This window comes from Micromonospora sp. NPDC049047, assembly GCF_040649135.1.
Classification (GTDB): Bacteria; Actinomycetota; Actinomycetes; order Mycobacteriales; family Micromonosporaceae; genus Micromonospora.
The window spans coordinates 64,188-88,761 of record NZ_JBEZEY010000012.1 but is presented as its reverse complement, the minus strand read 5'-3'; the positions used below and the strand labels follow the sequence as shown (position 1 = coordinate 88,761).

Here is a 24,574-nt window from a genome sequence, read left to right as displayed (position 1 = left end):
CCGGGCATGACGGCGAGCGACGCCGGGCCGACGCTGGTGCTGGTGCTTGCCGTCGCGGTGTTGTTCGGCTGCGGGGTGATCCTGCTGCTGGAGCGCACCCTGACCCGGATCCTGCTCGGGGTGATCCTGCTCGGCAACGGGGTGAATCTGTTGATCCTGTTGGGTGGGCGACCGGGGGACGCGCCGATAGTCGGCACCGGTGCGGTGGCGCGGATGAGTGATCCGCTGCCGCAGGCGATGGTGTTGACCGCCATCGTGATCACCTTCGGGTTCACCGCGTTCCTGCTCGCTGTGGCGTACCGCAGTTGGTATCTCAGCGGCGATGACGAGGTGCCCGACGACCTGGAGGACCGGCAGATCATCAGCCGGGCCGGGCGGAACGAGGTGGGCGCCGTCGACCACGGCGGGGAGGGCCCGGACAGCGATCCGGAGCAGGTCGATCCGGAACCCGCCCGCCGCCGGCTGCGCCGCGGGGAGGAGGCGTGATGAGCGCGCTGCTGCCGCTGCCGGTGGTGGTGCCGCTGCTCGGTGCGGCGCTGACCCTGCTGCTGGCCGGAAAGCCCCGGCTCCAGCGGTCGATAAGCGTGTTCTGTCTGGGCGGCACGCTCATCGTGGCGTTGCTGCTGCTCGTGCAGGCGTACCGGTACGGGCCGGTGGTGGTGGCGATCGGTGGGTGGCGGGCGCCGGTCGGCATCGTGCTTGTCGCCGACCAGCTCGCCGCGCTGATGGTGGTGGTCTCGTCGGCGGTGACCCTCTGCGTGTTGCTGTACTCGATCGGCCAGGGTCGCAGCGACACGAGCGAGTCCAGTCCGGTGGAGATCTTCCACCCGACGTACCTGGTGCTCACGGCGGGCGTCACCAACGCGTTCCTGGCCGGTGACCTGTTCAACCTCTTCGTCGGGTTCGAGATCCTGTTGGCCGCGAGCTTCGTGCTGATCACCCTGGGCGGCACCGAGACCCGGATCCGAACCGGGTCGACGTACGTGGTGGTGAGCATCCTCTCCTCGATGATCTTCCTGACCGGCGTGGGTCTGGTGTACGCGGCCACCGGGACGCTCAACCTGGCCCAACTCGCCCAGCGTCTCGACGATCTCCCCGACGGCGTCCGGCTGGCCCTGGAACTGATGTTGCTCCTGGCCTTTGCGATCAAGGCGGCGGTCTTCCCGCTGTCGGCCTGGCTGCCGGACAGCTATCCCACCGCACCTGCCCCGGTCACCGCCGTCTTCGCGGGTCTGCTCACCAAGGTGGGCGTCTACGCGATCATCCGCACCGAGACGTTGCTGTTCCCCGGCGGGCACGCCCGGGTGCTGTTGATGGTCGTCGCCGGGCTGACCATGGTGATCGGCATCCTCGGCGCGGTGGCCCAGTCCGATCTGAAGCGGCTCTTCTCGTTCACCCTGGTCAGCCACATCGGCTACATGATCTTCGGGGTGGCGTTGAGCACCGCCGCCGGGCTCTCCGGCGCGATCTTCTACGTGGTGCACCACATCACCATCCAGACCACGCTGTTCCTCGTGGCGGGGCTGGTGGAGGAGCGCGCCGGCAGCACCGACCTACGCCGCATCGGCGGGTTGGCCCGGGTGGCGCCGCTGCTCGGGGTGCTGTTCTTCGTCCCGGCCATGAACCTCGCCGGGGTGCCGCCGTTCTCCGGTTTCCTGGGCAAGCTCGGCCTGCTCCAGGCCGGGGTGGCGGCCGGCGGTCCGCTGCCCTGGGTGCTCGTCGCGGCGGGCACGCTCACCAGCCTGCTCACCCTCTACGTGGCCTCCCGGGTGTGGAACATCGCGTTCTGGCGGGCGCCCCGACTGGCCGTCGGCCAGTCGACAGTGCGGTTGCCGAAGCTGATGGTCGGGGCCACCGTGGCGCTTGTCGTCCTCGGGCTGGCGCTTACCGTGCTTGCCGGTCCGCTCTTCGGCGTCACCGCCGACGCGGCCGCCGACCTTCGGCTGCGTACCCCGTACGTGCACGCCGTGCTGCCGGGCGGCGGGCCGTGACCGGCCCCCTTGCGCCGGATCCCGACGCCCCCGCGCCTCGGGTGGTGGGGCGCGGCCGGCTCGGGCGTTGGCGCGACCAGGTGGTGGCGTTCGGCTGGTTGGTGGTGGTCTGGGTCCTGCTCTGGGGGGACATCAACTGGGCCAATCTGCTGGGTGGCCTGCTGGTGGGCGGTGCGGTGCTTGTCTTCTATCCGCTGCCGGCGGTCAGCTTCGGCGGTCGGCTGCGGCCCGGGGCGCTGCTGGTGTTCGCCGGCCGGTTTGTCGTCGAGCTGGTCAGCGCGAGCCTGCACGTCGCCCGGATCGCCGTGCAGCCGGGCTACCGGCCGCGTGGGGCGATCATCGCGGTCCGGCTACGGGTGGCCACCGACCTGAATCTGGCGCTCACCGCCGAGGCGGTCTCGTTGGTGCCGGGCACGGTGATCCTCGAGGTGGACCGGGACTCCGGGACGCTCTACCTGCACGTGCTCGACACCCACGGGCCGGCGGACCTCGACGTGGCCCGCGAACGCGCCCGCACCGTCGAACGGCGCATCATCCGCGCGGTGGGCTCCGCCGCTGAACTGCGCCTCGTCGAGACCGACCGATCCGAGAGGGGAACCAGCCCGTGACCACGTTCCTGGCCGTCGTCCTTACCGCCCTGTTGTCGGTGACCGCGCTGCTCGCGCTTGCCCGGTTGTACCGTGGCCCGTCGCTCGTGGACCGGGTGATCGCCGCGGACATGCTGCTCGCCACAATGGTCGGCGCGGTGGGCGCCGAGGCGGCGGTCAACCGGCACGCCACCACGCTGCCGGTGCTTGTGGTGCTCTCCCTGCTCGGCTTCGTGGGCTCGGTGTCCCTTGTCCGCTTCGCTGTCCGGGAACAGCAGTGATCGCGACGATCGCGGACTGGCTCGGCGCCGGTTGCCTGGTGGCCGGCGCGCTGCTCGCGCTTGCCGCAGCGATCGGCGTGCTGCGTTTCCCGGACGCGCTGTCCCGGATACACGCGGCCACGAAGCCGCAGGTGCTCGGGGTGCTCCTGTTGCTTACGGGTATCGCGTTGCGCCTGCGGTCTCCGGCGGACCTGGGCATGGTCCTGCTGGTGGGGGTCTTCCAGTTGGCGACCGCGCCGGTCGCGGCGCAGATGATCGGGCGGGCCGCGTACCGGTCGGGGCGGCTGGACCGGAGCCTGCTCGACGCCGATGAGCTTGTGGAACGGGGCTGCGGTGGTGGGCCGTCCGGGCCGGCCTGACGGTACGCGAACCGGACGTTGCGCTCCTTCGGCCCACCCCCAGCGAAGTCCCAGCCAGCGCCGATAAAATAGCGGCATGATCGACTCTTCTGCCCAGGAGGGCAGCAGTAGCCAGCCGGGTCGTGCCCGGCATATCCCCGTACCGACGACCCCGGGAGCCCTGAGCGACCCGTGTTGATCGTCGTCGGTCTTCTTCTGATCATCGTGCTCACCGCCGCCACCGGTTACTTCGTGGCGCAGGAGTTCGGCTACGTCGCCGTGGACCGGGGCAAGCTGCGTCAGCTCGCCGATGACGGCGACCAGGCCGCCGCCCGGGCCCTCACCGTCACCAGCCGGCTCTCCTTCATGCTCTCCGGAGCCCAACTCGGTATCACCGTCACCGCCCTGCTTGTCGGTTACGTCGCCGAGCCGTACCTGGGTGGCGGCCTCGCCGACCTGCTCGGCGTGGCCGGCGTCAGCCAGGCAGTCAGCCTGCCGCTGTCGGTGGCGTTGGCCCTGGTCATCGCCACCATCGTGCAGATGGTCCTCGGTGAGTTGGCCCCGAAGAACCTGGCCATCGCACGGGCCGAGCAACTGGCCCGGGCGCTGAGCCGGTCCACCCTCATCTACCTGGCCGTCGCCGGGCCGCTGATCCGGCTCTTCGACCGCGCGTCGGTACGCCTGCTCCGCCGGATCGGCATCGAGCCGATCGAGGAGCTGCCCAGCGGCGCCACCCCGGCCGACCTGGAACAGATCATCGCCGAGTCCCGCGAGGAGGGCAGCCTCGACGCGGAGATGTCCACGCTGCTCGACCGGGGTCTGGACTTCCGCGAGTTGACCGCCGGGGAGGCCATGGTGCCCCGGGTCGACGTGCACACCGTACGGGCGCACGAACCGGTCAGCCGGGTGGTCGAACTGCTGGACACCGGCCACTCCCGCTTCCCGGTGCGCGGCGCGGAGGGCGTCGACGACCTGCTCGGCATCGTCGGCATCGCCGACGTGCTCGGCGTACCCCCGGGGGAGCGGGCCACCACCCCGGTGAGCGCGGTGGCCGGGCCGCCGTTGCTCGTACCGGAGACGTTGCCCCTGCCCACGGTGCTCGACCGGCTGCGTTCCGGGCACCGGCAGATGGCCTGCGTGGTCGACGAGTACGGCGGCTTCGCCGGCGTCATCACCCTGGAGGACATCGCCGAGGAGTTGGTCGGCCCGATCCGGGACGAGGACGACCCGCCGGAGCGGGCCCCCGCCCGCCAGGACGACGGTTCCTGGGTGGTGCCGGCGCGCTGGCGGATCGACGAGGTCGCCGACAGCACCGGCATCGCGCTGCCCGAGGCCCCGGAGTACGACACCCTGTCCGGGCTGGTGATGCGGGAGCTGGGCCGGGTGCCGGAGGTCGGTGACCGGCTGGAGATCAGCCTGCTGCCCGAGGGCGCGGAGGGCGAGGACAACGAGGCCGAACCCCGGGCGCTCGTCGAGGTGCTGGCCGTGGACCGGCACGTGGCCGATTCGGTGCGGTTGCAGTTGACCAAGCCGGGGGTGTCCGCATGAGCCCAGGGATCGCGCTGTTCAGCTCGGTGATCCTGCTGGCGCTGAACGGGTTCTTCGTGGCCGCCGAGTTCGCCCTGGTGGCCAGCAAGCGCTACCGCCTGGAGCAGGCGGCGGCGAACGGCGGCCGAGCGGCCCGGGCCGCGCTTGACGGCGTCCGCGAGCTGTCGCTGATGTTGGCCGGCGCGCAGCTCGGCATCACGCTGTGCACCCTGGGTCTCGGCGCGCTTGCCGAGCCGGCGATCGAGCACCTGCTCAGCCCGCTGCTGCACGCGGTGGGCCTGCCGGACGCGGCCAGTCACCTCGTCGCCCTGGTCTTCGCCCTCGGGGTGGTCACCTTCCTGCACCTGGTAGTGGGGGAGATGGCACCGAAGTCCTGGGCGATCACCGACGCGGAACGTTCGGCGACGCTGCTCGCGCTGCCGTTCCGGGCCTTCGCCCGGGTGTCCCGGCCGGTGCTGTCCGCGCTCAACGCCCTGGCCAACGCGATCCTGCGGCTGGTCGGGGTGAACCAGCAGGATCAGCTGGCCCAGGTGCACGGCCCGGACGAGCTGCGGATCCTGCTTGAGCAGTCCCGTGAGCACGGGTTGCTCGGCGCCGAGCAGCACCAGTTGCTGACCAGCATGTTGGAGTTGCAGGGCACGTCCGTGGCGCAGGTGATGGAACCGTTCGCCACCATGGTCACGGTCCGTCGGGACGAGCCGGCCGAGCGGATCGAACAGGTCAGCCGGGACAGCGGGCGGTCCCGACTGGCGGTGCTCGACGAGGCGGGCGACGTCTGCGGCCTGGTGCACGTCCGGGAGGCGGTACGCGTTGTCACCGCCGGCCGGGTCGCCACCGCCGGGTCGCTGATGACGCCCGCGTTCACCCTGCCCGCGACCTCCTCGGTCACCGAGGCGGTGGCGGCGATGCGGGCCCGGCAGTCACAGCTCGCGTTGGTGCGCAACGGTGGTGGCCCGGCCCGGCCAATCGGTTTCGTGGCGCTCGAGGACCTCCTGGAGGAGGTCATCGGCGAGTTCGACGACGAGACCGACACTGTGCCGCGCGGGCGGCGGTTGCGCTGAGCCGCAGACCCGGCCGCACCACCGAGGTGCGGCCGGGTCGGTGCGGCGGGCTTGACGTCGCCTCGATGGGGTAGGCGCTGCCGGTGCGGGGCCGGCGGGCCTCGTCCCGGAAGGGGGCGCGCGGTGCGGCTGACGGGGGTGTCCGCGGAGTCCGGTCGGACCGGGCTCTCCGTGCAGACCACGCTGCCCAACCCGAGCACCCGGCCGGGCCTGCGCCTGCCGGGGCGGGTGACCCTCGCCGCAGGGCCGGACGATGTGCTGGTCCGGCACATCCGGCTCGGCCTGGTCACCACCGTCGAACCGGACGACCCGGCTGCCGCCCGGCGGCTGATGCAGTTCCACCAGGTGCCGATCGCCGGCCGGTTCGTCGTACCGGCCGGTCGGCGGCGGGCTGTCGACTTCGCGTTCCCGCTGCCGTGGGAGACCCCGGTGACCATCTTCGGTGGGGTGCCGTTGCTGAGCCTGCGGATGGGTCTGCGGACCGAGGTGTCGGTCGACCCCGACCTTGACCAGGGGGCGATGGTGCCGGTCTTCGTGCACCCGATCCCCACCCAGCAGCACGTGCTGGCGGCGCTTGACACGTTGGGCTTCATGATCCGCCAGTCCGGTCTGCCGGCGGGCGGGTTGCCCGGGGTGGAGCACACCCTGCCGTTGCACCAACGCTGGGGCTACTGGGTGGGGCCGCTCTACGCCGGTCCGATCACCGAGCTGGAGCTGATCTTCGTGACCAACTCGGCGGGCCTGGAGGCGATCCTCTGGATGGACCGCCGGCTGGCGCTGGCCGGGATCACCCACCAGAGCATCAGCCGGTTCCGGATCTGGCACGAGGACGCGGACCGGCGGGACTGGGTCGCCACGGTGGACGGCTGGCTGCGCCAGGCGATCAACAGGCACGCCGCCGCTGCCGCGCACGCCGACTGGTCCGCGCGGATCGGCGGGTCCGCCCACGTGAGCAGGCACCCCGACCAGCCGATCCGGCCCGGCTACGGGCTCGGCGGCACCGCCGGAAGCGCCGGCGTGGGCGGCGGCGGCTCCGGCGGCGACGGCACCTAACCCCCCGTCCCCACCCCAGGCCTGCCCCCAGGCACCCGGTTGATCATGAAGTTATTGCCACTCGCCCCGGCGTGTCGGGGCAATAACTTCATGATCAACGGGTGGGGCGGGGTGGGGGCGGGGCGGGGCGGGGTGGGGGTGGGGTGGGGGTGGGGTGGGGTGCGGGTTAGCTTGCGCTGGCTGTGGCTAGTTTGAGGCTGAAGGCTAGGAAGAGGGCTGCCACGGCGGTGGTGCCGCCGGCCGCCAGGCGGCGGCGCTGGCGGAACTGGGCGGCCAGGAAGGTGCCCGCGAAGATCAACGCGGTCAGGTAGAGCGCGCTTGTCACCTGCGCGATCATGCCGAGCAGCAGGAACGACAGCGCCGGCCAGGCGTAGTCGGGGTCGACGAACTGGATGAAGAACGAGATGAAGAACAGGATCGCCTTCGGGTTCAGCAGGCTGATCACCAGCGCCTTGCGGAACGGGCTGCGCATCGCCGCCGGCTCCGCGGCGTCGATGAGGCGCGGCGTGCTCGGGTCGTTGCGGTCGCGCCAGCGGCGCACGGCACCCAGCAGCATGGTCACCCCGACATAGCCGAGGTACGCGGCACCTGCGTACTTGACCACCAGGAACAGCGGGGGGTACGCCTTGAGCAGCGACGCCACCCCGGCGGCGGAGAGGAACATCAGCACCCCGTCGCCGACGAACACGCCCGCGGCGGCCCGGTAGCCCACCGCGACACCCCGCTTGGCCGCGGTGGAGAGCACGAAGAGCGAGTTCGGCCCGGGCAGCAGAATGATGGCCACGGTGCCCAGCACGTACGTCCAGATGTCGGTGATCCCCAGCACGCCCGCCATCATCACGCCACCGGTGCCGTCGGCAGAAGTCTTTCCCGCAGCCGGGCCTGTGCCGTCGGCCACTCGTCAACTGTCATCGCGTACTGCACGGTGTCCCGCCAGGAGCCGTCCGGGCGTTGCCGGTGCATCCGCAGCACCCCTTCCCGGGTCGCGCCGAGCCGTTCGATGCCCGCCTGGGAGCGCAGGTTGCGGATGTCGGTGTGCCAGACCACCCGTACCGCGCCCAGCTCGTCGAAGGCCCGGGCGAGTAGTAGCAGCTTCGCCTCGGTGTTGATCCCGGTACGCCACCACTGCCGGCCGAGGAAGGTGTGCCCGATCGCCACCGACCGCCGCTGCGGGTCGATCTCGTAGTAGGAGGTGCTGCCGACGACCGCCCCGGTGGCAGCGCACCGCTGCACCCAGGCCACCCGTTCGCCCCGGTGCTGGGCGGCCAGGGCGGTGCCGATCACCTCGGCGGTGTCGGCGGGCGTGCGGGGCGGTGCGACGCTCAGGTGCCGCCACACCTCCGGGTCGGCGGTGGCGGTGTGCAGCTCGTCGGTGTGGGTCAGGTCCAGCGGCTCCAGCCGGACGTGCTCGCCGTGCAGCGACACCGGCTCGTGCCAGGGGGTGCGGGCGGTCCGCAGGAACGCCGGCAGTGGCGCGGTGACCCCGGTGTCCGGCTCGGGTTGCCCGGCGGTCAACCGCAGCGGCAGCACCCCGGCCCAGTGCGGCAGGTGCAGGTCGGCCTCGTCCTCCCGGACCCCACCGGCGCGGGTGCGGACCGACACCTCGTGCAGTGGCAGCGCCAACACGGCGGTCTCGGCCAGCTCGCGCCGGTTGGGTGCGCGGGTGTCGGTGCTGCGTCCCGAGCCGACCTTCTCGACAAGCGCGGTGAGCATGGCGCTCTTCTCCCGCTCGTCGGTGACCAGTCGGGCGGTGCCGAGCGCGACCACCGAGCGGTAGTTGGCGCTGTGGTGGAACTGGGAGCGGGCGTAGACCAGGCCGTCGAGCACTGTCACCGCGACGCAGACTGCCAGCCCGTCACCGCGGGCGGCGAGCAGGGGCCGGCTGCCGGTGGAGCCGTGCAGGTAGAGCGTGTCGCCGATGCGGACGTGCAGGGTGGGCAGCACCCGGGGCTGGCCGTCCACCGTGAAGCCGAGCGCACAGTGGTACGCCTCGTCGAGCACCGCGTGGGCGGCGGCCCGGTCGTAGCTCATCCTGTCGCGGGAGCGGTGCGGTGTGGTCCGGGCGGTGGGTGGGTACATGCGCGCGCCCCTCTTTGTTCTAGTACAATCTCTTGTTTGTGTCAGCACGCTATCAGCTCAGTGGAACGACGGCCGCCGAGATTTCGGCGAGCATCGAATCGGGCATCCGCACCGATGCCCTGCCGCCGGGGACCGCCCTGCCGCCGGTGCGGGCCCTCGCCGCCGAGCTGGGGGTCAGCCCCGCCACCGTGGCCCGTGCCTACCAGGACCTACGCCAGCGCGGCCTGCTCGCCACCGCCGGGCGGCACGGCACCCGGGTGCGTCCGCGCCCGCCGGTCGCCGCCCGCCGCTCCGCGCTGCGCCCCCCACCGCTGCCCGGCGCCCGCGACCTGTCCCGGGGCGAACCCGACCCCCGGCTGCTGCCCCCGCTCGGCCCGCACCTGGCGGCGCTCGCCGCCGACAACGGCCCGTCGGTCGGCTACTCCGACGCCGGGGTGCTCCCCGAACTGGCCGAGGCGGCCCGCGCCCGGCTGGGCGCCGACGGCGTACCGGCCGGTGAGCTCACCCTCACCGGCGGCGCGCTCGACGGCATCGAGCGGCTGCTCGGCGCCCACCTGCGCCCCGGCGACGCGGTCGCTGTGGAGGACCCGGGCTGGGCCAACCTGCTCGACCTGGTCGCCGCGCTGGGGCTGCGCCCGATCGGCGTGCCACTCGACGACGAGGGGCCACTCGTGGCCGGGGTGGCCGCCGCGCTGGCCGCCGGAGCGCGGGCCCTTGTGGTCACCAGCCGGGCACAGAACCCGACCGGTGCGGCCGTCTCCGCGGCCCGCGCCGAAGCCCTACGGGCGCTGCTCGCCGGCCGCCGGGACGTGCTGCTGATCGAGGACGACCACGCCGCCGAACTGGCCCGCGTACCCCTGCACCCGCTGGCCGGCGCGACAGCGAGTTGGGCGTTCCTGCGCTCGGTGAGCAAACCCTTCGGTCCGGACCTGCGGCTGGCGGTGCTGGTCGGCGACGAGACGACGGTGGCCCGGGTGGCCGGCCGGGCCCGGGTCGGCGCCGGCTGGGTCTCCACCGTCCTGCAGCGTCTGGTCCTCGCCCTCTGGCAGGACCCGGAGGTCGCCGAACGGGTGCGCCGGGCGGCACAGAGCTACGAGCAGCGGCGCGACGGGTTGCTGGCCGCGCTGGCCGGACACGGCCTGACCGCGCACGGCCGCAGCGGCATCAACGTCTGGCTACCCGTGTCCGACGAGACAAGCGTGGTCACCGCCCTGCGCGACGCCGGCTGGGCGGTGGCGCCCGGCGCCCTCTACCGGATCGCCGCACCACCCGCGGTCCGGATCTGCGTCAGCCCGCTGGCCACCGAGGATCTGGCCCCGCTGGCAGCCGCCCTGGCCCAGGCCCAGAATCCCGCCCCGCCCCGCGGCTTCCCGACCTGAGGGCTGGGTCCTGGTTGTTCGCGCGGAAAGTGCACCATCGTGGGGATTCGGGGCGGACAGGACGGGTATGCGCGCCGCCGGAGGTGGGGGTCATGGCTTCAGGTGGGGCGCGCAAGGGCGTCTGGATCGCGGTGGCAGTGGCGATCATCATTATCATCATCGTGCTGATCGCGATCGCTTCCGGCGGGGATGGCGGCGGTAACGGGTACTGACGCGGGTTGGCGGCCTCTCGTCGCCAACCACCGGGCGTGGCCGGGGGCGTGCCGCGTCGCGTCGCCGGCACCGCCTCGCCGCGCGGCGCGGCACCGCGTCGGGGCGTATCCGACGCCGGACGCCTTACGGGTATATAACAGTCGGCATGGCCGAGCAGACCGGGAGCGCTCCGGGCGCCCAGCGGTTCATTCCGCCCGACGCCGACACCATCGATGACCTGCGCACCGCGGCCGGTGGTTGTCAAGGCTGCGAGCTGTACCGCGACGCCTCGCAGACGGTCTTCGGCCGGGGCGACGAGACCGCCCGCGTGGTGCTGGTCGGTGAGCAGCCCGGCGACATGGAAGACCAGAAGGGGCTGCCGTTCGTCGGCCCCGCCGGACGGCTGCTGCGCCGTGCCGTCGACGACGCCGGGCTGGAGCCGGGTCAGCTCTATCTGACAAATGCCGTAAAGCACTTTCGCTTCGAGTCGCGTGGCAGGCGGCGGATCCACCAGACGCCGGACCAGGTGCACATCACCGCCTGCCGCCCCTGGCTGGTCGCCGAGTTCGCCCGGCTGCGTCCGGAGATCGTGGTGGTGCTCGGCGCCACCGCCGCCAAGGCGCTGCTCGGCCCGTCCTTCCGGGTCACCCGGCAGCGGGGCGAGTTGCTGCCCTGGCCCGAGTCGGCACAGCACCCGGAGGACTTCCAGCGGGTGCCGGTGGACAACTCCGGAAAGCGTGCCGACGTACCGCCGGCGCGGCTGCTGGCCACCATCCACCCGTCCGCGGTGCTGCGCGCCGACGACCAGGACAAGGCGTACGAAGGGCTGGTCACCGACCTGGCCGTCGTCACCCGCGCCCTCGCCGGGTAGGTGACCCGCGCTCTCGTCCGCCGCACCGGGCAGGCCGCCGCGGCTCCACCGGGCCGCCCGTGCCGTTGCGGAAACCTCTGTCGGACGTTGCCACGGTGGCCGGACGCCGAGGCGATACCCGGCAGAAACGACAATGCACGATCGGCGTAACAGGTCCTCTACAGACTCACGAGAGTCGATCTTGTAGGGGAGGCCGTTATGAGCGATCAGACACAGTCGATGGTCAGCCGCCGTGGGTTCCTGCGCGCGGTGGGGGTGAGCGGCGGTGCCGGCGCGATGCTCGCCACGATGGGCGCGATGGGGCTCGCGCCCAGCGCGGCCGGATCCGTGATCCCCGCGTTCCGGGCACCGGAGCGATCCGACTTCACCCTGACCGGACGGTCGGGCGCCAGCGTGATCGTGCTCGGCGGCGGCATCGCCGGGCTCACCACCGCGTACGAGTTGGGCAAGGCCGGCTATGACTGCACGATCCTGGAGGCGCGGCACCGCGTCGGTGGGCGGAACCTGACCATCCGGGGTGGCGACGTCGAGACCGACCTCGACGGACGCACCCAGCGCGCGAACTTCTCCGACGGGGTCTACTTCAACGCCGGACCGGGTCGGATCGCGCAGTGGATGGTCACCATGGACTACTGCCGGGAACTCGGCGTACCCGTCGAGGTCTTCACCAACCAGAACGCCGACGCCTGGATCTACAACGAGTCCGCCGGGATGACCGCGCCGATCCGGTACCGCACCGCCAAGGCGGACGTGTATGGCTACGTCTCGGAACTGCTCGCGAAGGCCACCGACCAGGGTGCGTTGGACGCCCGGCTGACCGCCGACGACCGCGAGCGGCTGCTGTCGTTCCTGCAGAGCTTCGGCGCGATCGGCGGTCGGTCAGGCGACTGGGCGTACACCGGGACCAGCCGGCGCGGTTTCTCCGGATATCCGGGCGCGGGCAACGACGGAGGCACCCCGCTCGGCACCCCGCCGCCGCTCGCCGACGTCTTCGCCAGCAACGTCGGCAGGTACTTCTCGTTCGAACTCGGCTACGACCAGGCCATGCTGATGTTCCAGCCGGTCGGCGGGATGGACCAGATCCCGCGCGCCCTGGCCAGGGCCGTCGGAGCGAAGCGGGTCCGGCTCAACGCCGAGGTGACCGGGGTGACCGACCGGGGCAACCGGGTCGAGGTGACCTACCGGCAGGGCGGCCGGCAGTCGCAGCTCACCGCCGACTACTGCGTGGCGGCGCTGCCGCCGCACCTGATGGCCCGGGTGCCGCACAATCTCGGCACCGAGGTGACCGCCGCCCTTGCCGACTTCCCGGTCACCGCCGCCGGCAAGATCGGCCTGGAGTACCGCAGCCGCTGGTGGGAGACCGACCAGCGGATCTACGGCGGCATCACCGAGACCGATCTGGACCTGTCGCACATCTGGTACCCGTCGTACGGCTTCCACGGTAAGCGCGGCCTGGTCGTCGGCTACTACAACACCGGGGCGAACGCCAGGGCGTACAGCGGGCTCGCACCGGAGCAGCGGAGGGAGCGCGCCGTCAGCCAGGGGGTGAAGATCCACGGTGACAAGTACCGCAGTGAGCTGGTCACCTCGTACTCCCACGCCTGGGACCGGACCCCGTACCTCGAGGGCGCCTGGACCTCACCCCGGTACGGCACGGCCGGCTACAACCTGCTGCTCCAGCCGTCCGGGCGGGTCTACTTCGCCGGGGACTGGCTCAGCCACGAGGTGGCCTGGCAGCACGGCGCGTTCGTGGCGGCCCGTTCGGCGGTCTCCGCGCTGCACCAGCGGGTGATGGCCGGCTGAGAGCGGTCCGCGACGGGTGCCCGGTTCGGCTGGTGGCAGAACCCACTGTGGCTGGTCGGTGTGGGTGCGCGAGGATGGGTCACCCCATCCTGAGGAGCGCCGATGGCCACCGACCTGACCGCGCCGGGCACCGCCGCCCGCCCCGACATCACGTCGATCCAGCGCCGTACCCTCCGGTTGCTCTTCACCACCCAGATCGTCGGCGGTGTCGGCGTCACCATCGGCATCGCGGTGGGCGCGCTGCTCGCCGCGCGGATCGCCGGCACCGCGATGGCCGGTGTGGCGCAGAGCGCCGCGGTGGTCGGCGCGGCGCTGCTCGCCGTTCCGGTCACCCGGATCATGGCCCGGCGCGGGCGGCGTCCGGGGCTGGTGGTGGCGTACACGGTCGGTGCCGTCGGCGGCGTGCTCGTGGTGCTGGCCGCGGTGACCCGTTGGGTGCCGCTGCTCTTCCTCGGCATGCTGCTCTTCGGCGGGGGGACCGCCGCGAACCTGCAGGCCCGCTACACGGCGGTGGACCTTGCCGAGCCGGCCCGACGGGGGCGGCAACTCTCCCTGATCGTCTGGGCGACCACCATCGGCGCGGTGGCCGCACCGAACTTCGCCGCACTTGCCGACCGGATCACCACCGGCTGGGGGCTGCCCCCGCTGGCTGGCCCGTTCGCGTTCAGCTCTGTCGCGTTCGTGCTGGCTGCCCTCGTGCTCCTCGGGTTGCTCCGGCCCGACCCGCTGCTCACCGCGCGGCGGCTCGCGGCGGCCGACACGCCACCGGCCGGCGACGTGCCGACGGCGGCCGGCGCGCCGTTGGCCGGTGACGTGCCGGCGGGCGGTGGGGTGACCCCGGCCACCGCGCCGGTCGCGGTGCGCGCACCGCGCGGGGCCGGGATGCGGCTGGCCTGGTCGGTGGTACGCGAGCGGCCCGCCGCCCGGCTCGGCATCGCCGCGGTGGCGGTCGGTCACCTGGTGATGGTGGCGGTGATGGCGATGACGCCGGTCCGGCTCGGCGAGTCGCACGCCGACGCCGACGTGCTGCGGCTGGTCGGCATCGTGTTGAGCCTGCACATCGCCGGCATGTACGCGTTCTCCCCGGTGGTGGGTTGGCTCACCGACCGGCTCGGCCGACGGGCCGTGATCCTCGGTGGGGTCGGGTTGTTGCTGGCCGCCTGCGCGGTCGCCGGCACCGCCGGGCACCACACCCCCCGGCTGTCGGTGGGTCTGGTGCTGCTCGGGCTGGGCTGGTCGGGGACGATGGTGGCCGGCTCGACGCTGCTGTCCGAGTCGGTGCCGACCGGGGTGCGGCCGAGCGTCCAGGGGCTGGCCGACCTGATCATGGGGCTGGCCGGGGCGGGAGCCGCCGTGGCCAGCGGGTTTGTCATGCAGTCCGCCGGATATCCAGTGCTCACCCTGCTCGCGGCGGTCGCCGTGGTGCCCCTGGTAGCGCTAGCGTTGCGGCCGGTGCCGACCGGGGCACCGGACGAGGAGGGCTGATCACTGTGCGGCTGACCGACTTCTGGACGCGGCTCGACGAGGCGTTCGGGCCCGGCTACGCGGCCAGCATCGCCCGCGATCAGGTGCTGTCGCAGCTCGGCGGACGGACCATCGAGCAGGCCCTGGCGTCGGGGGAGCAGACGCACGTGGTGTGGCGGGCGGTTTGTGCCGCGTACCCCGACCGCGTGCCCGCCCGACTACGCTGAGCAGCCTTTTCGTCGCTTCCGCGTGTCGCTTGTCGAGTCGTACACCTGTTCGGCTATTGTCCACAGCGGGGTGCTCGTCCACAGCTCGCGGCCCGTCGGCTGGTTTTCTGTCGGACCCAGCGCCTAGCGTGTCCGCGTGACGCGAAGCTCAGCAAAGACGCCGGCGAAGGCAGGGGTGGCAACCATGGCAGCAGGGCCTGACCGGGAGAAGGCACTCGACCTTGCTCTCGCTCAGATTGACAAGCAGTTCGGCAAGGGCTCGGTGATGCGACTGGGTGACCGGCCGGTCATCCAGACCGCCATCATTCCGACCGGCTCCATCGCCCTTGACGTGGCGCTGGGCATCGGCGGCCTGCCGCGCGGCCGGGTGGTCGAGATCTACGGCCCGGAGTCCAGCGGTAAGACAACTGTGGCACTGCACGCGGTGGCCAACGCCCAGCGCAACGGCGGCATCGCCGCCTTCATCGACGCCGAGCACGCGCTCGACCCGGAGTACGCGAAGGCCCTCGGCGTCGACACCGACGCGATGCTGGTCTCGCAGCCCGACACCGGCGAGCAGGCGCTGGAGATCGCGGACATGCTGATCCGCTCCGGCGCCCTGGACATCATCGTGATCGACTCGGTGGCGGCCCTGGTGCCGCGCGCCGAGATCGAGGGCGAGATGGGCGACAGCCACGTGGGTCTCCAGGCCCGGCTGATGAGCCAGGCGCTCCGGAAGATCACCGGTGTGCTCAGCAACACCGGCACCACGGCGATCTTCATCAACCAGCTGCGGGAAAAGATCGGCGTCATGTTCGGCAGCCCGGAGACCACGACCGGTGGCCGGGCCCTGAAGTTCTACGCCTCGGTCCGGCTCGACGTGCGACGCATCGAGAGCCTCAAGGACGGCACCGACGTGGTCGGTAACCGCACCCGGGTCAAGGTCGTGAAGAACAAGGTCGCCGCGCCGTTCAAGCAGGCCGAGTTCGACATCATGTACGGCAAGGGCATCTCGCGCGAGGGCTCGCTCATCGACGTCGGCGTGGAGCAGGCGATCATCCGCAAGTCCGGAGCGTGGTACACGTACGACGGCGACCAGCTCGGCCAGGGCAAGGAGAAGGCCCGGGAGTTCCTGAAGGAAAACCCGGACGTGGCCGCCGAGATCGAGAAGAAGATCCTGGAGAAGCTCGGCGTCGGGGTCGGTGCGGGTGACGCCGCCGGTGGCCCCGAGCTGCCGCCTGTCGACTTCTGATCGGTCGCTCACCGATGGCAGGACGACGCGCCCGTACGGGGCGGGGCTGGGATGCCAGCCCACCCCGTACGGGCGACGCCACCGATCCACAGCGCCCCCGCCAGGGGCGCCGTGGACGCTCCGCCGAGACCAACGCTGTCGAGCCTCCCGGCCCCCCTCGTGACGAGTCGGAGGTGGCCCGCGAGGTCTGCCTGCGGCAGCTCGCGATCCGGCCCCGCACCCGGGCCGAGCTGGCCGCCGCGCTGGCCAAGCGGGGCATCTCCGAGCAGGTCTCGGCCGAGGTGCTCGACAGGTACGACGAGGTCGGCATCATCGACGACGCCGCGTTCGCCCGCGCCTGGGTGTCCAGCCGGCATTCGGGGCGTGGGCTGGCCCGCCGGGCGCTCGCCAACGAGCTGCGCCGCAAGGGCGTGGACGGCGAGGTGGCCACCGAGGCGCTCGACGCGCTCGACGAGGAGACCGAGGCGGACACCGCCCGTGCCCTGGTGGAGCGCAAGCTGCGCACCGCCCGAGGGGAGCCGGACGCGGTGTTCCGGCGGCTGGTGGGCATGCTGGCCCGCAAGGGTTATCCACCCGGTGTGGCGATCCGGGCGGTCAAGGACGCGTTGGCCGCGCAGAGCGCCGAGGCGGCCGAGTTCGCCGAGCAGATCGACGCTGACGCGCTCGCCGACGCCGAGGGCGAGTTGGAGCGCGACAACCGGCTGGCCGAGTGAGCGGCTCGGCCAGTGGTGCGCCGCGACTCCCGCTGGGGGTGCGGGCCCGGTGTTGAAGGCATGTCTGAACGGTGGGCGTGACCGGCAGGCCCATCCGGCCGTGCCGGTGACGGCTGCTGAGCTGGCCACCGATGCGGCCCGCTGCGCGGCGCTCGGCGTCGCGGCCGTGCACGTCCATCCCCGGGACGAGACAGGTGCCGAGTCGTTGCGGCCGGCGGTGATCGCCGACGCGCTGACCGCGATCCGTGCCGCCCGGCCGGGGCTGCCGGTCGGGGTGAGCACCGGCGAATGGATCTCGCCGGATCCGGCTGCCCGGGTGGCCGCCGTCCGGGCTTGGCCCGTGCTGCCCGACTTCGCTTCGGTAAACGCGCACGAGCCCGGTGCCGAGGCGGTCGCGGCTGCCCTGCACGAGCGCGGTGTGCTCGTCGAGGCAGGGCTGTGGACTGTCGACGCGGTGGCGGCGTACCGCAGGTGGCGGGTGCCGACCGGGCGGGTGCTTGTCGAGTGCATGGCGGAGGACGTCGCTGTCGCGTTGGCCGACGCTTCCCGGATTCTCGCCGCGCTGCCGGCGGACGCGCCGTCGGTGCTGCTGCACGCCGAGGGTCCGGCGACCTGGCCGGTCCTCGCCGAGGCGGTCCGCCGGGGCCTGGCCGCCCGAATCGGGCTTGAGGACACCCTGTGCCTGCCCGACGGCTCACCTGCCGCGGACAACGCGGCGTTGGTCGCGGCGGCGGTGGCGGTGGGAGCCAGCTGACCGGTGGTGAGACGGATGGGTCACACCTGGCCCGGCCGTCGGCCCTGTCTGAGAGGCGGCTGGACGGCGCTGAGCAGGCCCGACACGTCCAGTGGGCGGCGCACCTCGCGGAGTTTGTCCGCTCCTGTCCGGCGTGATGTCAGCGCGCGGTGACCGTGCAACTTCTCTCCGTTCGGGGGGTTTGATCATGACTCCTTGACCAGAGCACCCCCGGCGACCTAGCCTCGCCATACAGGCTCACATTGCCCGACCAGCGCAGGCTAAGCGCACAACATAGATCGCGTAACAAGACAGCATCACTTTGGCCGACTCCACGGCCTTTGGCGGCAGATCTGGACAGGCCGTTCCGGAACTCCGCGACAACTGCACCCGGTCGCCGACGATGCCCGAGGGCACCGCCGGCGGAGAGAGCTACCCACGGCCACTCGCTCCGGTCGGGCGTCCACAGCCGCAGGAGTGTGCCCCGGCACGGTCGCTGCGGTCTCGACGTTAGGGGAGGCGGCCATGGCGGGGCGGCGGCACAGGTTCATCGGTAGACCCGACGGGGTCCCGGCATGAACGCCTTCGACGTCGTGCTCCTGGCGGCCGTCCTCGTCCTCGCCGTGGTGGTGATCGGGGCCGTGCTCGTCGGCATCCGGACGCTGCGCCGGGTGGGTGCCGCGCCGGCTCCGGAGGATCCCGCCTTCATCGCCGAGAAGGACCGTCAGGAGCAGTCCCTCGCTGCCCTGCGGACCGCGGCCGACGAGGCGAACAGCACGATCGACGTGGCGAAGTCCGCGGCCGCGGCGGCCCGTGCCGAGGCGGCCGCGGCGAAGGCCGAGGCGAAGGCCGCCCGCGCCGAGGCACGCCGGGTGCTCGACGACGCCCGCGCCGAGGCGGACACCGTCCTGGAGCGCGCCCACAAGCAGGCCGAGGCGGACGCCGAGCAGCTCCGCACGACGGCCCGGCGCAGCGGTGAACGGGAGGTCGCGGTGCTCGCCGCCACCACCCGCGAGCAGGCCGCGGAGGTGGAGCGGCGGGCGGCCCGGATGGACGAGCGGGAGCGGATGCACACCGAGGAGGTGGAGCGGTTCGCCGAGCGGGAACGGCAGCTCACCGAGGCGCGGGCGGCCCTCGCGACCCGGGAGTCCGCGCTGGCCCGACGGGAGGCCGAGCTCGCCGAGTCCGAGGAACTGCGTCGCCGGGAGCTGGAGCGGGTCGCCGGGCTCAGCGCCGACGCGGCACGACTGGAGCTGGTCGAGGCGATCGAAACCCAGGCCAAGCGGGAGGCCGCGCTACTGGTGCGCGACATCGAGTCCGACGCGCGCAGCACCGCCGAGCAGCGGGCCCGCCACATCGTGGTGGACGCCATCCAGCGGGTCGCCAGCGAACAGACCGCGGAGAGCGTGGTAAGTGTCCTGCACCTGCCCGGTGACGAGATGAAGGGGCGGATCATCGGCCGGGAGGGCCGCAACATCCGCGCCTTCGAGTCGGTGACCGGCGTCAACCTGATCATCGACGACACCCCCGAGGCGGTGCTGCTCTCCTGCTTCGACCCGGTCCGCCGCGAGGTGGGCCGGTTGACCCTGGAGAAGCTGGTCCTGGACGGGCGGATCCACCCGCACCGGATCGAGGAGGTCTACGACCTGGCCCGGCAGGAGGTGGAGCAGCTCTGCCTCCGGGCCGCCGAGGACGCCCTGGTCGAGGTCGGCATCACCGAGATCCACCCGGAGCTGATCACCCTGCTCGGTCGGCTGCGCTACCGTACCTCGTACGGGCAGAACGTGCTCAAGCACCTGGTCGAGACCGCTCACATCGCCGGCATCATGGCCGCCGAGCTGCGGCTGGACGTGCCCATCATCAAGCGGTCGGCGTTCCTGCACGACATCGGCAAGGCGCTCACCCACGAGGTGGAGGGCAGCCACGCCATCATCGGCGCGGACCTGGCCCGCAAGTACGGCGAGCACGAGGACGTGGTGCACGCCATCGAGGCGCACCACAACGAGGTGCCGCCGCAGACCATCGAGGCCGTGCTGACCCAGGCGTCCGACGCCTGCTCGGGCGGTCGGCCGGGCGCCCGTCGGGAGAGCCTGGAGGCGTACGTCAAGCGGCTGGAGCGGATCGAGGAGATCGCGGCCGGCAAGCTCGGCGTGGACAAGGTCTTCGCCATGCAGGCGGGCCGGGAGATCCGGGTGATGGTCAAGCCGGACGACGTCGACGACATCGGGGCGGCAGTGCTGGCCCGCGATGTGGCCAAGCAGATCGAGGAGGAGCTGACCTACCCGGGTCAGATCCGGGTCACAGTGGTCCGCGAGTCCCGGGTCACCGAGATCGCCCGCTGACCCGCCCGATCACCACGAGTTCCGCAAATCGGGGTGTCCCCTCCTTGGGGACACCCCGATTTCAGGAAGATCGAGTCGATCACGAGCCGGGCGGCTCGGTCAGAGGGCGGGCGCCGCCCACGTCACCGCTCAGCCCTGCGGTTCGCTCACTGTGTTGCTGGCGACCGGGGTGGCGCCGGTGGCGGTCCGCCGCTGTGCGCGGAAGCCGCGTTGGCGGCTACGCCGGTCCAGCCAGTTGGCCAACGTGGTGAGCAGCGAGTTGATGACGATGTAGATCGCGGCGACCACGATCGCCGCGGCGACGATGTTGCCCTTGTTCGCGGCGAGGTCGTTGACCCCGCGTTGGAGCAACTCCGGGTAGGCGACGATGTAACCGAGCGCGGTGTCCTTGAGCAGCACCACCAGCTGGCTGACGATGACCGGCAGCATCGCGCGGGCCGCCTGCGGCACGAGGATCAGCTGCATGACCTGGCTCTTGCGCATGCCGATCGCGTAGGCGGCCTCGGACTGACCACCGGGCAGCGAGCGGATTCCGGCCCGGAACGCCTCTGCCAGGACCGAGCCGTTGTAGAGGGTCAGGCCGATCACGACGGCCCAGAAGGCGGTCACCGGCCCTTTGATCACGAACGGCACGCCGTAGAAGATAAAGAAGATCATGATGAGCAGCGGAACGGCGCGGAAGAACTCGACCACGGCGCCCGACGGAATGCTGATCCAGCGACGCTCGGAGAGCCGGCCGACCGCGAAGATGATGCCGAACGCCAGCGAGAGCACCATGCCGACCGCGGCCGCCCAGAGCGTGGCGAGCAGACCGGGCCCGATGAACTGGGTCCAGGTGGTGGCCTCGGTGAAGGGCTTCCAGAGCTGCCCGTCCCACTGGCCCGCCTCGTCGAACTTCGCGTAGACCCACCAGAGCAGCCCGGCCAGGGCGACGCCGAAGACGACAGTCAGTACCGCGTTGCGGATCCGTGCCCGGGGCCCCGGGTGGTCGTAAAGGACGGAGTCGGTGCTCATCAGCGCTTCACCGCCAGTCGGTTGGCCAGCCAGCCGAAGACGTAGCCGGTGGGGATCAGGAACGCGGCGAACGTGCCGGCGAAGACCAGGAAGATCATGATGACCGCGTCGCCGTTGTCATTGATCAGCTGCTTCATCACGTTTGAGGACTCCATCAACCCGATCGTGCCGACGATCGTGGCGTTCTTGCAGAGCGCGATCAGGATGCTGCCCAGCGGCGCGACCACCGAACGCGTTGCCTGGGGCAGCACCACGATCCGCAGGGTCTGGGCGAAGGAGAGGCCGATCGCCCGGGCCGCCTCGGCCTGCCCGGCAGGCACGGTGTTGACCCCGGACCGCAGCGCCTCACAGACGAAGGAGGCTGTGTACACCGACAGGCCGACGACCCCGAGCCAGTAGTTGTTCAGGTCCAGGTCATCGGAGAGGGTCAGGCCGAGGTTGGAGTACAGCCCGAAGTAGCAGAAGAAGATGACCAGGGTGAGCGGCGTGTTGCGGAAGATGTTGACCCAGGCCGTTCCGAAGCCGCGCAGCACGGGGACCGGCGAGACTCGCATGGCGGCGAGTAGCACACCGAGTATCAGCGCGAACACCGCCGACGCGCCGGTCAGCTTGAGGATCCAGATAAAGCCCGACAGGTAGGCGTCGAAGTTAGTCGGATCAGCGAATACGTGCATGCGTCGGCTCCCGGGGGCAGGTCGTCGGCGTCGTCACGGGCCGGGGGCCGACACCCGTGTTCGGATGTCGGCCCCCGGGACCGGTCAGACGCTGCCGCAGTTGGTCAGCTTGGTGGTGTCCAGCTCGGGCGCGGCCTTGCCGCTCTTGCCCAGGCTGGTGTCCCAGGCGGCCTTGTAGGTGCCGTCCGAGGCGGCGGCCTTCAGGATCTCGTTGACCTTCTCGCAGCCGTCCTTGTCGTCCTTCTTCAGGCCGATGCCGTAGGGCTCGCTGGAGAAGGGCTTGCCGACGACCTTGAACTTGCCGGCGTACTGCGACTGCGCGGCGTAACCGGCGAGGATGATGTCGTCAGTGGTGACGGCGTCGACCTGGCCGTTCTCCAGCAGCGGCAGGCACTTCGAGTACGCGTCGAACTGCTGCAGCTTGGCCTTCGGGTAGTCCGACTGGATCCGCTTGGCAGGCGTGGATCCCGAGGCCGAGCAGACCTTCTTGCCCTCCAGGCCCTCCGGGCCGGTGATCGTCGAGTCGGCCTTGACGAGCAGGTCCTGGCCGGCGATGAAGTACGGGCCGGCGAAGTTGACCTTCTGCTTGCGCTCGTCGGTGATGGTGTACGTCGCCACCACCAGGTCGACGGTGCCCTGCTGGATGAACGGCTCCCGGTTGTTGGAGACCGTCGTCTTCCACTCGATGTTGTTCGCGTCGACGCCGAGACCCTTGGCAATGATCTTGCCAATCTCGATGTCGAAGCCCTCGTACTGGCTGCCGGTCTGCAGACCCAGGCCGGGCTGGTCGGCCTTGACGCCGATCACGAGCTTCTTCTGGTTCTCCGCCTTGCCCACGATGCCCTTGGCGCCCGAGCTGCCGGTGCTGCCGCCTTCGTCTCCGCCGCAGGCGGTCATGGTGACGGCCAGAGCCGCGACCGCGGCGACTGCCGCAACGCGCTTCATACGCATACTCTTCTCCTTCTTCAACGGAGCCCGCCGAGGTGCGGCGCGCTCCACTACGGACGCCTAGTGCGTGAGGATTTTGGAGAGGAAGTCCTTCGCCCGCTCGCTGCGCGGGTTCTCGAAGAACTCCGCCGGGGAGGCGTCCTCGACGAGCTTGCCATCGGCCATGAAGATGACCCGGTTGGCCGCGTGCCGGGCGAAGCCCATCTCGTGTGTGACCACGACCATCGTCATGCCGTCGCGGGCCAGTGAGGTCATCACGTCGAGCACCTCGCCGACCATCTCCGGGTCCAGCGCGCTTGTCGGCTCGTCGAAGAGCATCGCCTTGGGCTGCATGGCCAGCGCGCGGGCGATGGCCACCCGCTGCTGCTGGCCGCCGGAGAGTTGGGCCGGGAACTTGTCCGCCTGGTTGGCGATGCCGACCCGGTCGAGCAGGGCCAGGCCGCGCTCGCGGGCGGCGGCCGGCTTCTCCTTGCGGACCTTGATCGGGCCGAGGGTGACGTTCTCCAGGATGGTCTTGTGCGCGAAGAGGTTGAAGGACTGGAACACCATGCCCACCTCGCTGCGCAGCTTGGCGAGGGGCTTGCCCTCGGCCGGCAGTGGCTGGCCGTCGAAGGTGATGGTGCCGGAGCTGATCGGCTCCAGTCGGTTGATGGCGCGGCACAGCGTCGACTTGCCGGAGCCGGACGGGCCGATCACCACGACCACCTCACCCCGGCCCACCGACAGTGAGACGTCGTCCAGCACGTGCAGCGGCCCGAACCACTTGTTGACCGCGTCCAGCACGATGAGCGGTTCGCCCGTCGTCACGTCGTCCACCGTCCCCTGTCGTCTCCCGGATCGGGGTCGGTTGACCCCCGGTGCGGCCACTGTAGGCGGCCTGATGTGGCGGAATGCAACTCAGCGGGTCACGGAGCGGTAACACCGGCCCTGATCGTCGGCGCGCGTCCGATTCCGGTCACTGTCTGGGTGGCAACGGTGGCGATCGTGGTGCCTTGTCGAGATCATGGATGGATGACCGAACCCGTACGGCTGACGAAGTACGCCCGCGGCGGTGGCTGCGCCTGCAAGATCCCGCCAGGCGAGTTGGAGATCATGGTGGCCGGTCTCGGCCCGGCCACCGGCACCGCGGAGTTGCTCGTCGGCCTGGATCACGGCGACGACGCGGCGGTGGTACGCCTGGACGAGCGCACCGGCCTGGTCAGCACCGCCGACTTCTTCACCCCGGTGGTCGACGACGCGTACGACTGGGGTCGGATCGCCGCCGCCAACGCGCTCTCCGACGTGTACGCGATGGGTGGCACCCCGTTGGTCGCGCTCAACCTGCTCTGCTGGCCGCGGGACGTACTGCCGATGGAGTTGGCCGGCGAGGTGCTGCGTGGCGGCCAGGACGTGGCCCGGGAGGCCGGCTGTCACCTGGCCGGCGGCCACAGCGTGGACGACGACGGCCCGAAGTACGGCCTCGCGGTCACCGGCACGGTCCGTCCGGAGGAGCTGATCACCCTCGACGCCGGGGTGGCTGGGTTGCCGTTGTCGTTGACGAAGCCGCTCGGGGTGGGTGTGCTCAACACCCGGCACAAGGCCACCGGTGAGAGTTTTCCGGAGGCGGTGGCGTCGATGAGCGCGCTCAATCGGGACGCCGCCCGCGCGGCGGTCGCCGCCGGCATCCGCTGTGGCACCGACGTGACCGGGTTCGGGTTGCTCGGGCACGCCTCCAAGCTGGCCCGGGCCAGCCAGCTCACCGTCGCCATCGACGCGGCCCGCGTGCCGTACCTGGCGGGGGCCCGGGAGGCTCTCCGCGACGGGTACGTCAGCGGCGGCAGCCGGCGGAACCTGGAGTGGGTGACGCCGTGGACGGATCTCGGCGCGGTGGGGGAGGACGAGCGGCTGTTGCTCGCCGACGCGCAGACCTCCGGCGGCCTGCTGGTCGCCGGTGAGGTGCCGGGTGCTCCGGTGGTGGGTGAGTTGCTGCCGCGCGGCGAGCACCTCGTCGTCGTGCGCTGACCTTTCCGCAGGTTGACGCCGGGCGCCTGGTGGTCGCCCGCGCG

24 protein-coding genes are annotated in these 24,574 nt (G+C 71.5%); 18 read left to right on the top strand and 6 right to left on the bottom strand.

Going from position 1 to position 24,574, the window contains the following annotated elements; genetic code table 11:
• Window positions 1-6 precede the first annotated feature (6 nt).
• From AB0B86_RS20200 to AB0B86_RS20165, 8 genes are all read left to right on the top strand, one after another.
• Window positions 7-486 carry a Na(+)/H(+) antiporter subunit C gene (locus AB0B86_RS20200; protein WP_357409019.1) on the top strand — a complete coding sequence of 160 codons (480 nt, stop codon included), beginning with the start codon at window positions 7-9 and terminating at the stop codon, window positions 484-486.
• The gene (locus tag AB0B86_RS20195; RefSeq protein WP_357409017.1) at window positions 486-1,991 is read left to right on the top strand and encodes a Na+/H+ antiporter subunit D; all 1,506 of its coding nucleotides are present in this window, start codon (window positions 486-488) and stop codon (window positions 1,989-1,991) included. Before AB0B86_RS20200 ends, AB0B86_RS20195 begins: the two co-directional genes overlap by 1 nt.
• A complete protein-coding gene (locus AB0B86_RS20190; protein WP_357409015.1) occupies window positions 1,988-2,599 on the top strand; it encodes a Na+/H+ antiporter subunit E in 612 nt (203 codons plus the stop codon). Before AB0B86_RS20195 ends, AB0B86_RS20190 begins: the two co-directional genes overlap by 4 nt.
• The gene (locus AB0B86_RS20185) at window positions 2,596-2,859 is read left to right on the top strand and encodes a monovalent cation/H+ antiporter complex subunit F (RefSeq protein WP_030489433.1); all 264 of its coding nucleotides are present in this window, start codon (window positions 2,596-2,598) and stop codon (window positions 2,857-2,859) included. The genes AB0B86_RS20190 and AB0B86_RS20185 overlap by 4 nt, the downstream gene beginning before the upstream one ends.
• Entirely contained in the window at window positions 2,859-3,218 is a 360-nt protein-coding gene (gene mnhG / locus AB0B86_RS20180; RefSeq protein WP_357419322.1) for a monovalent cation/H(+) antiporter subunit G, read from the top strand. Before AB0B86_RS20185 ends, mnhG begins: the two co-directional genes overlap by 1 nt.
• 171 nt (window positions 3,219-3,389) lie before the next feature.
• Window positions 3,390-4,745, top strand: coding sequence for a hemolysin family protein (locus tag AB0B86_RS20175; protein ID WP_357409013.1), 1,356 nt, complete (start codon window positions 3,390-3,392; stop codon window positions 4,743-4,745).
• Window positions 4,742-5,806 carry a hemolysin family protein gene (locus AB0B86_RS20170; protein ID WP_357409011.1) on the top strand — a complete coding sequence of 355 codons (1,065 nt, stop codon included), beginning with the start codon at window positions 4,742-4,744 and terminating at the stop codon, window positions 5,804-5,806. The genes AB0B86_RS20175 and AB0B86_RS20170 overlap by 4 nt, the downstream gene beginning before the upstream one ends.
• A 123-nt stretch (window positions 5,807-5,929) precedes the next feature.
• Complete coding sequence (locus AB0B86_RS20165; protein WP_357419212.1) at window positions 5,930-6,859, top strand: sporulation protein; 930 nt, start codon at window positions 5,930-5,932, stop codon at window positions 6,857-6,859.
• 166 nt (window positions 6,860-7,025) lie between these two features.
• On the opposite strand, the gene leuE is transcribed toward AB0B86_RS20165, so the two are convergent.
• Window positions 7,026-7,697 (bottom strand): leucine efflux protein LeuE, encoded by a 672-nt coding sequence (gene leuE, locus AB0B86_RS20160; protein WP_357413014.1) that lies wholly within the window; start codon window positions 7,695-7,697, stop codon window positions 7,026-7,028.
• On the bottom strand, window positions 7,697-8,938 hold the full coding sequence (locus tag AB0B86_RS20155) for a bifunctional pyridoxamine 5'-phosphate oxidase family protein/GNAT family N-acetyltransferase (RefSeq protein ID WP_357412954.1): 1,242 nt from the start codon (window positions 8,936-8,938) through the stop codon (window positions 7,697-7,699). Before AB0B86_RS20155 ends, leuE begins: the two co-directional genes overlap by 1 nt.
• A 38-nt stretch (window positions 8,939-8,976) precedes the next feature.
• Between AB0B86_RS20155 and AB0B86_RS20150 the strand changes: the two genes are divergently transcribed.
• The 9 genes from AB0B86_RS20150 to rny all read left to right on the top strand — a co-directional run bounded on the left by AB0B86_RS20150 (window position 8,977) and on the right by rny (window position 19,893).
• Complete coding sequence (locus tag AB0B86_RS20150; RefSeq protein ID WP_357412956.1) at window positions 8,977-10,317, top strand: aminotransferase class I/II-fold pyridoxal phosphate-dependent enzyme; 1,341 nt, start codon at window positions 8,977-8,979, stop codon at window positions 10,315-10,317.
• Window positions 10,318-10,675: 358 nt separating this feature from the next.
• Window positions 10,676-11,380: a UdgX family uracil-DNA binding protein gene (locus AB0B86_RS20145; protein ID WP_357412958.1), complete on the top strand. Its 705-nt coding sequence runs from the start codon at window positions 10,676-10,678 to the stop codon at window positions 11,378-11,380.
• Between the two features lie 198 nt (window positions 11,381-11,578).
• A complete protein-coding gene (locus AB0B86_RS20140) occupies window positions 11,579-13,183 on the top strand; it encodes a flavin monoamine oxidase family protein (protein ID WP_357412960.1) in 1,605 nt (534 codons plus the stop codon).
• Between the two features lie 102 nt (window positions 13,184-13,285).
• Window positions 13,286-14,668: an MFS transporter gene (locus tag AB0B86_RS20135; protein WP_357419200.1), complete on the top strand. Its 1,383-nt coding sequence runs from the start codon at window positions 13,286-13,288 to the stop codon at window positions 14,666-14,668.
• A 5-nt stretch (window positions 14,669-14,673) separates the two neighbouring features.
• Window positions 14,674-14,874, top strand: coding sequence for a DUF3046 domain-containing protein (locus AB0B86_RS20130; protein ID WP_030489422.1), 201 nt, complete (start codon window positions 14,674-14,676; stop codon window positions 14,872-14,874).
• A gap of 184 nt (window positions 14,875-15,058) precedes the next feature.
• Complete coding sequence (gene recA, locus AB0B86_RS20125) at window positions 15,059-16,105, top strand: recombinase RecA (protein ID WP_124778261.1); 1,047 nt, start codon at window positions 15,059-15,061, stop codon at window positions 16,103-16,105.
• Between the two features lie 14 nt (window positions 16,106-16,119).
• Window positions 16,120-16,818: a regulatory protein RecX gene (locus AB0B86_RS20120; RefSeq protein WP_357419194.1), complete on the top strand. Its 699-nt coding sequence runs from the start codon at window positions 16,120-16,122 to the stop codon at window positions 16,816-16,818.
• 49 nt (window positions 16,819-16,867) lie between these two features.
• Window positions 16,868-17,572, top strand: coding sequence for a 3-keto-5-aminohexanoate cleavage protein (locus AB0B86_RS20115; protein WP_357419190.1), 705 nt, complete (start codon window positions 16,868-16,870; stop codon window positions 17,570-17,572).
• Window positions 17,573-18,126: 554 nt separating this feature from the next.
• The gene (gene rny / locus AB0B86_RS20110) at window positions 18,127-19,893 is read left to right on the top strand and encodes a ribonuclease Y (RefSeq protein ID WP_357419186.1); all 1,767 of its coding nucleotides are present in this window, start codon (window positions 18,127-18,129) and stop codon (window positions 19,891-19,893) included.
• Between the two features lie 129 nt (window positions 19,894-20,022).
• On the opposite strand, the gene AB0B86_RS20105 is transcribed toward rny, so the two are convergent.
• The 4 genes from AB0B86_RS20105 to AB0B86_RS20090 all read right to left on the bottom strand — a co-directional run bounded on the left by AB0B86_RS20105 (window position 20,023) and on the right by AB0B86_RS20090 (window position 23,345).
• Window positions 20,023-20,907 carry an amino acid ABC transporter permease gene (locus tag AB0B86_RS20105; RefSeq protein ID WP_357419183.1) on the bottom strand — a complete coding sequence of 295 codons (885 nt, stop codon included), beginning with the start codon at window positions 20,905-20,907 and terminating at the stop codon, window positions 20,023-20,025.
• Window positions 20,907-21,581 (bottom strand): amino acid ABC transporter permease, encoded by a 675-nt coding sequence (locus tag AB0B86_RS20100; RefSeq protein ID WP_357412972.1) that lies wholly within the window; start codon window positions 21,579-21,581, stop codon window positions 20,907-20,909. Before AB0B86_RS20100 ends, AB0B86_RS20105 begins: the two co-directional genes overlap by 1 nt.
• An 84-nt stretch (window positions 21,582-21,665) precedes the next feature.
• Window positions 21,666-22,532 carry a glutamate ABC transporter substrate-binding protein gene (locus tag AB0B86_RS20095; protein WP_357412974.1) on the bottom strand — a complete coding sequence of 289 codons (867 nt, stop codon included), beginning with the start codon at window positions 22,530-22,532 and terminating at the stop codon, window positions 21,666-21,668.
• Window positions 22,533-22,589: 57 nt separating this feature from the next.
• Complete coding sequence (locus AB0B86_RS20090; protein WP_357412976.1) at window positions 22,590-23,345, bottom strand: amino acid ABC transporter ATP-binding protein; 756 nt, start codon at window positions 23,343-23,345, stop codon at window positions 22,590-22,592.
• A gap of 195 nt (window positions 23,346-23,540) precedes the next feature.
• On the opposite strand from AB0B86_RS20090, the gene selD reads away from it, so the two are divergent.
• Window positions 23,541-24,530, top strand: coding sequence for a selenide, water dikinase SelD (gene selD, locus AB0B86_RS20085; RefSeq protein ID WP_357419177.1), 990 nt, complete (start codon window positions 23,541-23,543; stop codon window positions 24,528-24,530).
• The last annotated feature ends 44 nt before the right edge of the window (window positions 24,531-24,574 follow it).

Excerpts from the sequence above, each read along its gene's own strand:
- AB0B86_RS20155 (WP_357412954.1), bottom strand. The coding sequence starts at position 8,938 with ATGTACCCACCCACCGCCCGGACCACACCGCACCGCTCCCGCGACAGG.
- AB0B86_RS20140 (WP_357412960.1), top strand. The coding sequence starts at position 11,579 with ATGAGCGATCAGACACAGTCGATGGTCAGCCGCCGTGGGTTCCTGCGC.
- rny (WP_357419186.1), top strand. The coding sequence starts at position 18,127 with ATGAACGCCTTCGACGTCGTGCTCCTGGCGGCCGTCCTCGTCCTCGCC.
- recA (WP_124778261.1), top strand. The coding sequence starts at position 15,059 with ATGGCAGCAGGGCCTGACCGGGAGAAGGCACTCGACCTTGCTCTCGCT.
- AB0B86_RS20100 (WP_357412972.1), bottom strand. The coding sequence starts at position 21,581 with ATGCACGTATTCGCTGATCCGACTAACTTCGACGCCTACCTGTCGGGC.
- AB0B86_RS20200 (WP_357409019.1), top strand. The coding sequence starts at position 7 with ATGACGGCGAGCGACGCCGGGCCGACGCTGGTGCTGGTGCTTGCCGTC.
- leuE (WP_357413014.1), bottom strand. The coding sequence starts at position 7,697 with ATGATGGCGGGCGTGCTGGGGATCACCGACATCTGGACGTACGTGCTG.
- AB0B86_RS20195 (WP_357409017.1), top strand. The coding sequence starts at position 486 with ATGAGCGCGCTGCTGCCGCTGCCGGTGGTGGTGCCGCTGCTCGGTGCG.
- AB0B86_RS20135 (WP_357419200.1), top strand. The coding sequence starts at position 13,286 with ATGGCCACCGACCTGACCGCGCCGGGCACCGCCGCCCGCCCCGACATC.
- AB0B86_RS20105 (WP_357419183.1), bottom strand. The coding sequence starts at position 20,907 with ATGAGCACCGACTCCGTCCTTTACGACCACCCGGGGCCCCGGGCACGG.
- AB0B86_RS20120 (WP_357419194.1), top strand. The coding sequence starts at position 16,120 with ATGGCAGGACGACGCGCCCGTACGGGGCGGGGCTGGGATGCCAGCCCA.
- selD (WP_357419177.1), top strand. The coding sequence starts at position 23,541 with ATGACCGAACCCGTACGGCTGACGAAGTACGCCCGCGGCGGTGGCTGC.
- AB0B86_RS20145 (WP_357412958.1), top strand. The coding sequence starts at position 10,676 with ATGGCCGAGCAGACCGGGAGCGCTCCGGGCGCCCAGCGGTTCATTCCG.
- AB0B86_RS20170 (WP_357409011.1), top strand. The coding sequence starts at position 4,742 with ATGAGCCCAGGGATCGCGCTGTTCAGCTCGGTGATCCTGCTGGCGCTG.
- AB0B86_RS20095 (WP_357412974.1), bottom strand. The coding sequence starts at position 22,532 with ATGCGTATGAAGCGCGTTGCGGCAGTCGCCGCGGTCGCGGCTCTGGCC.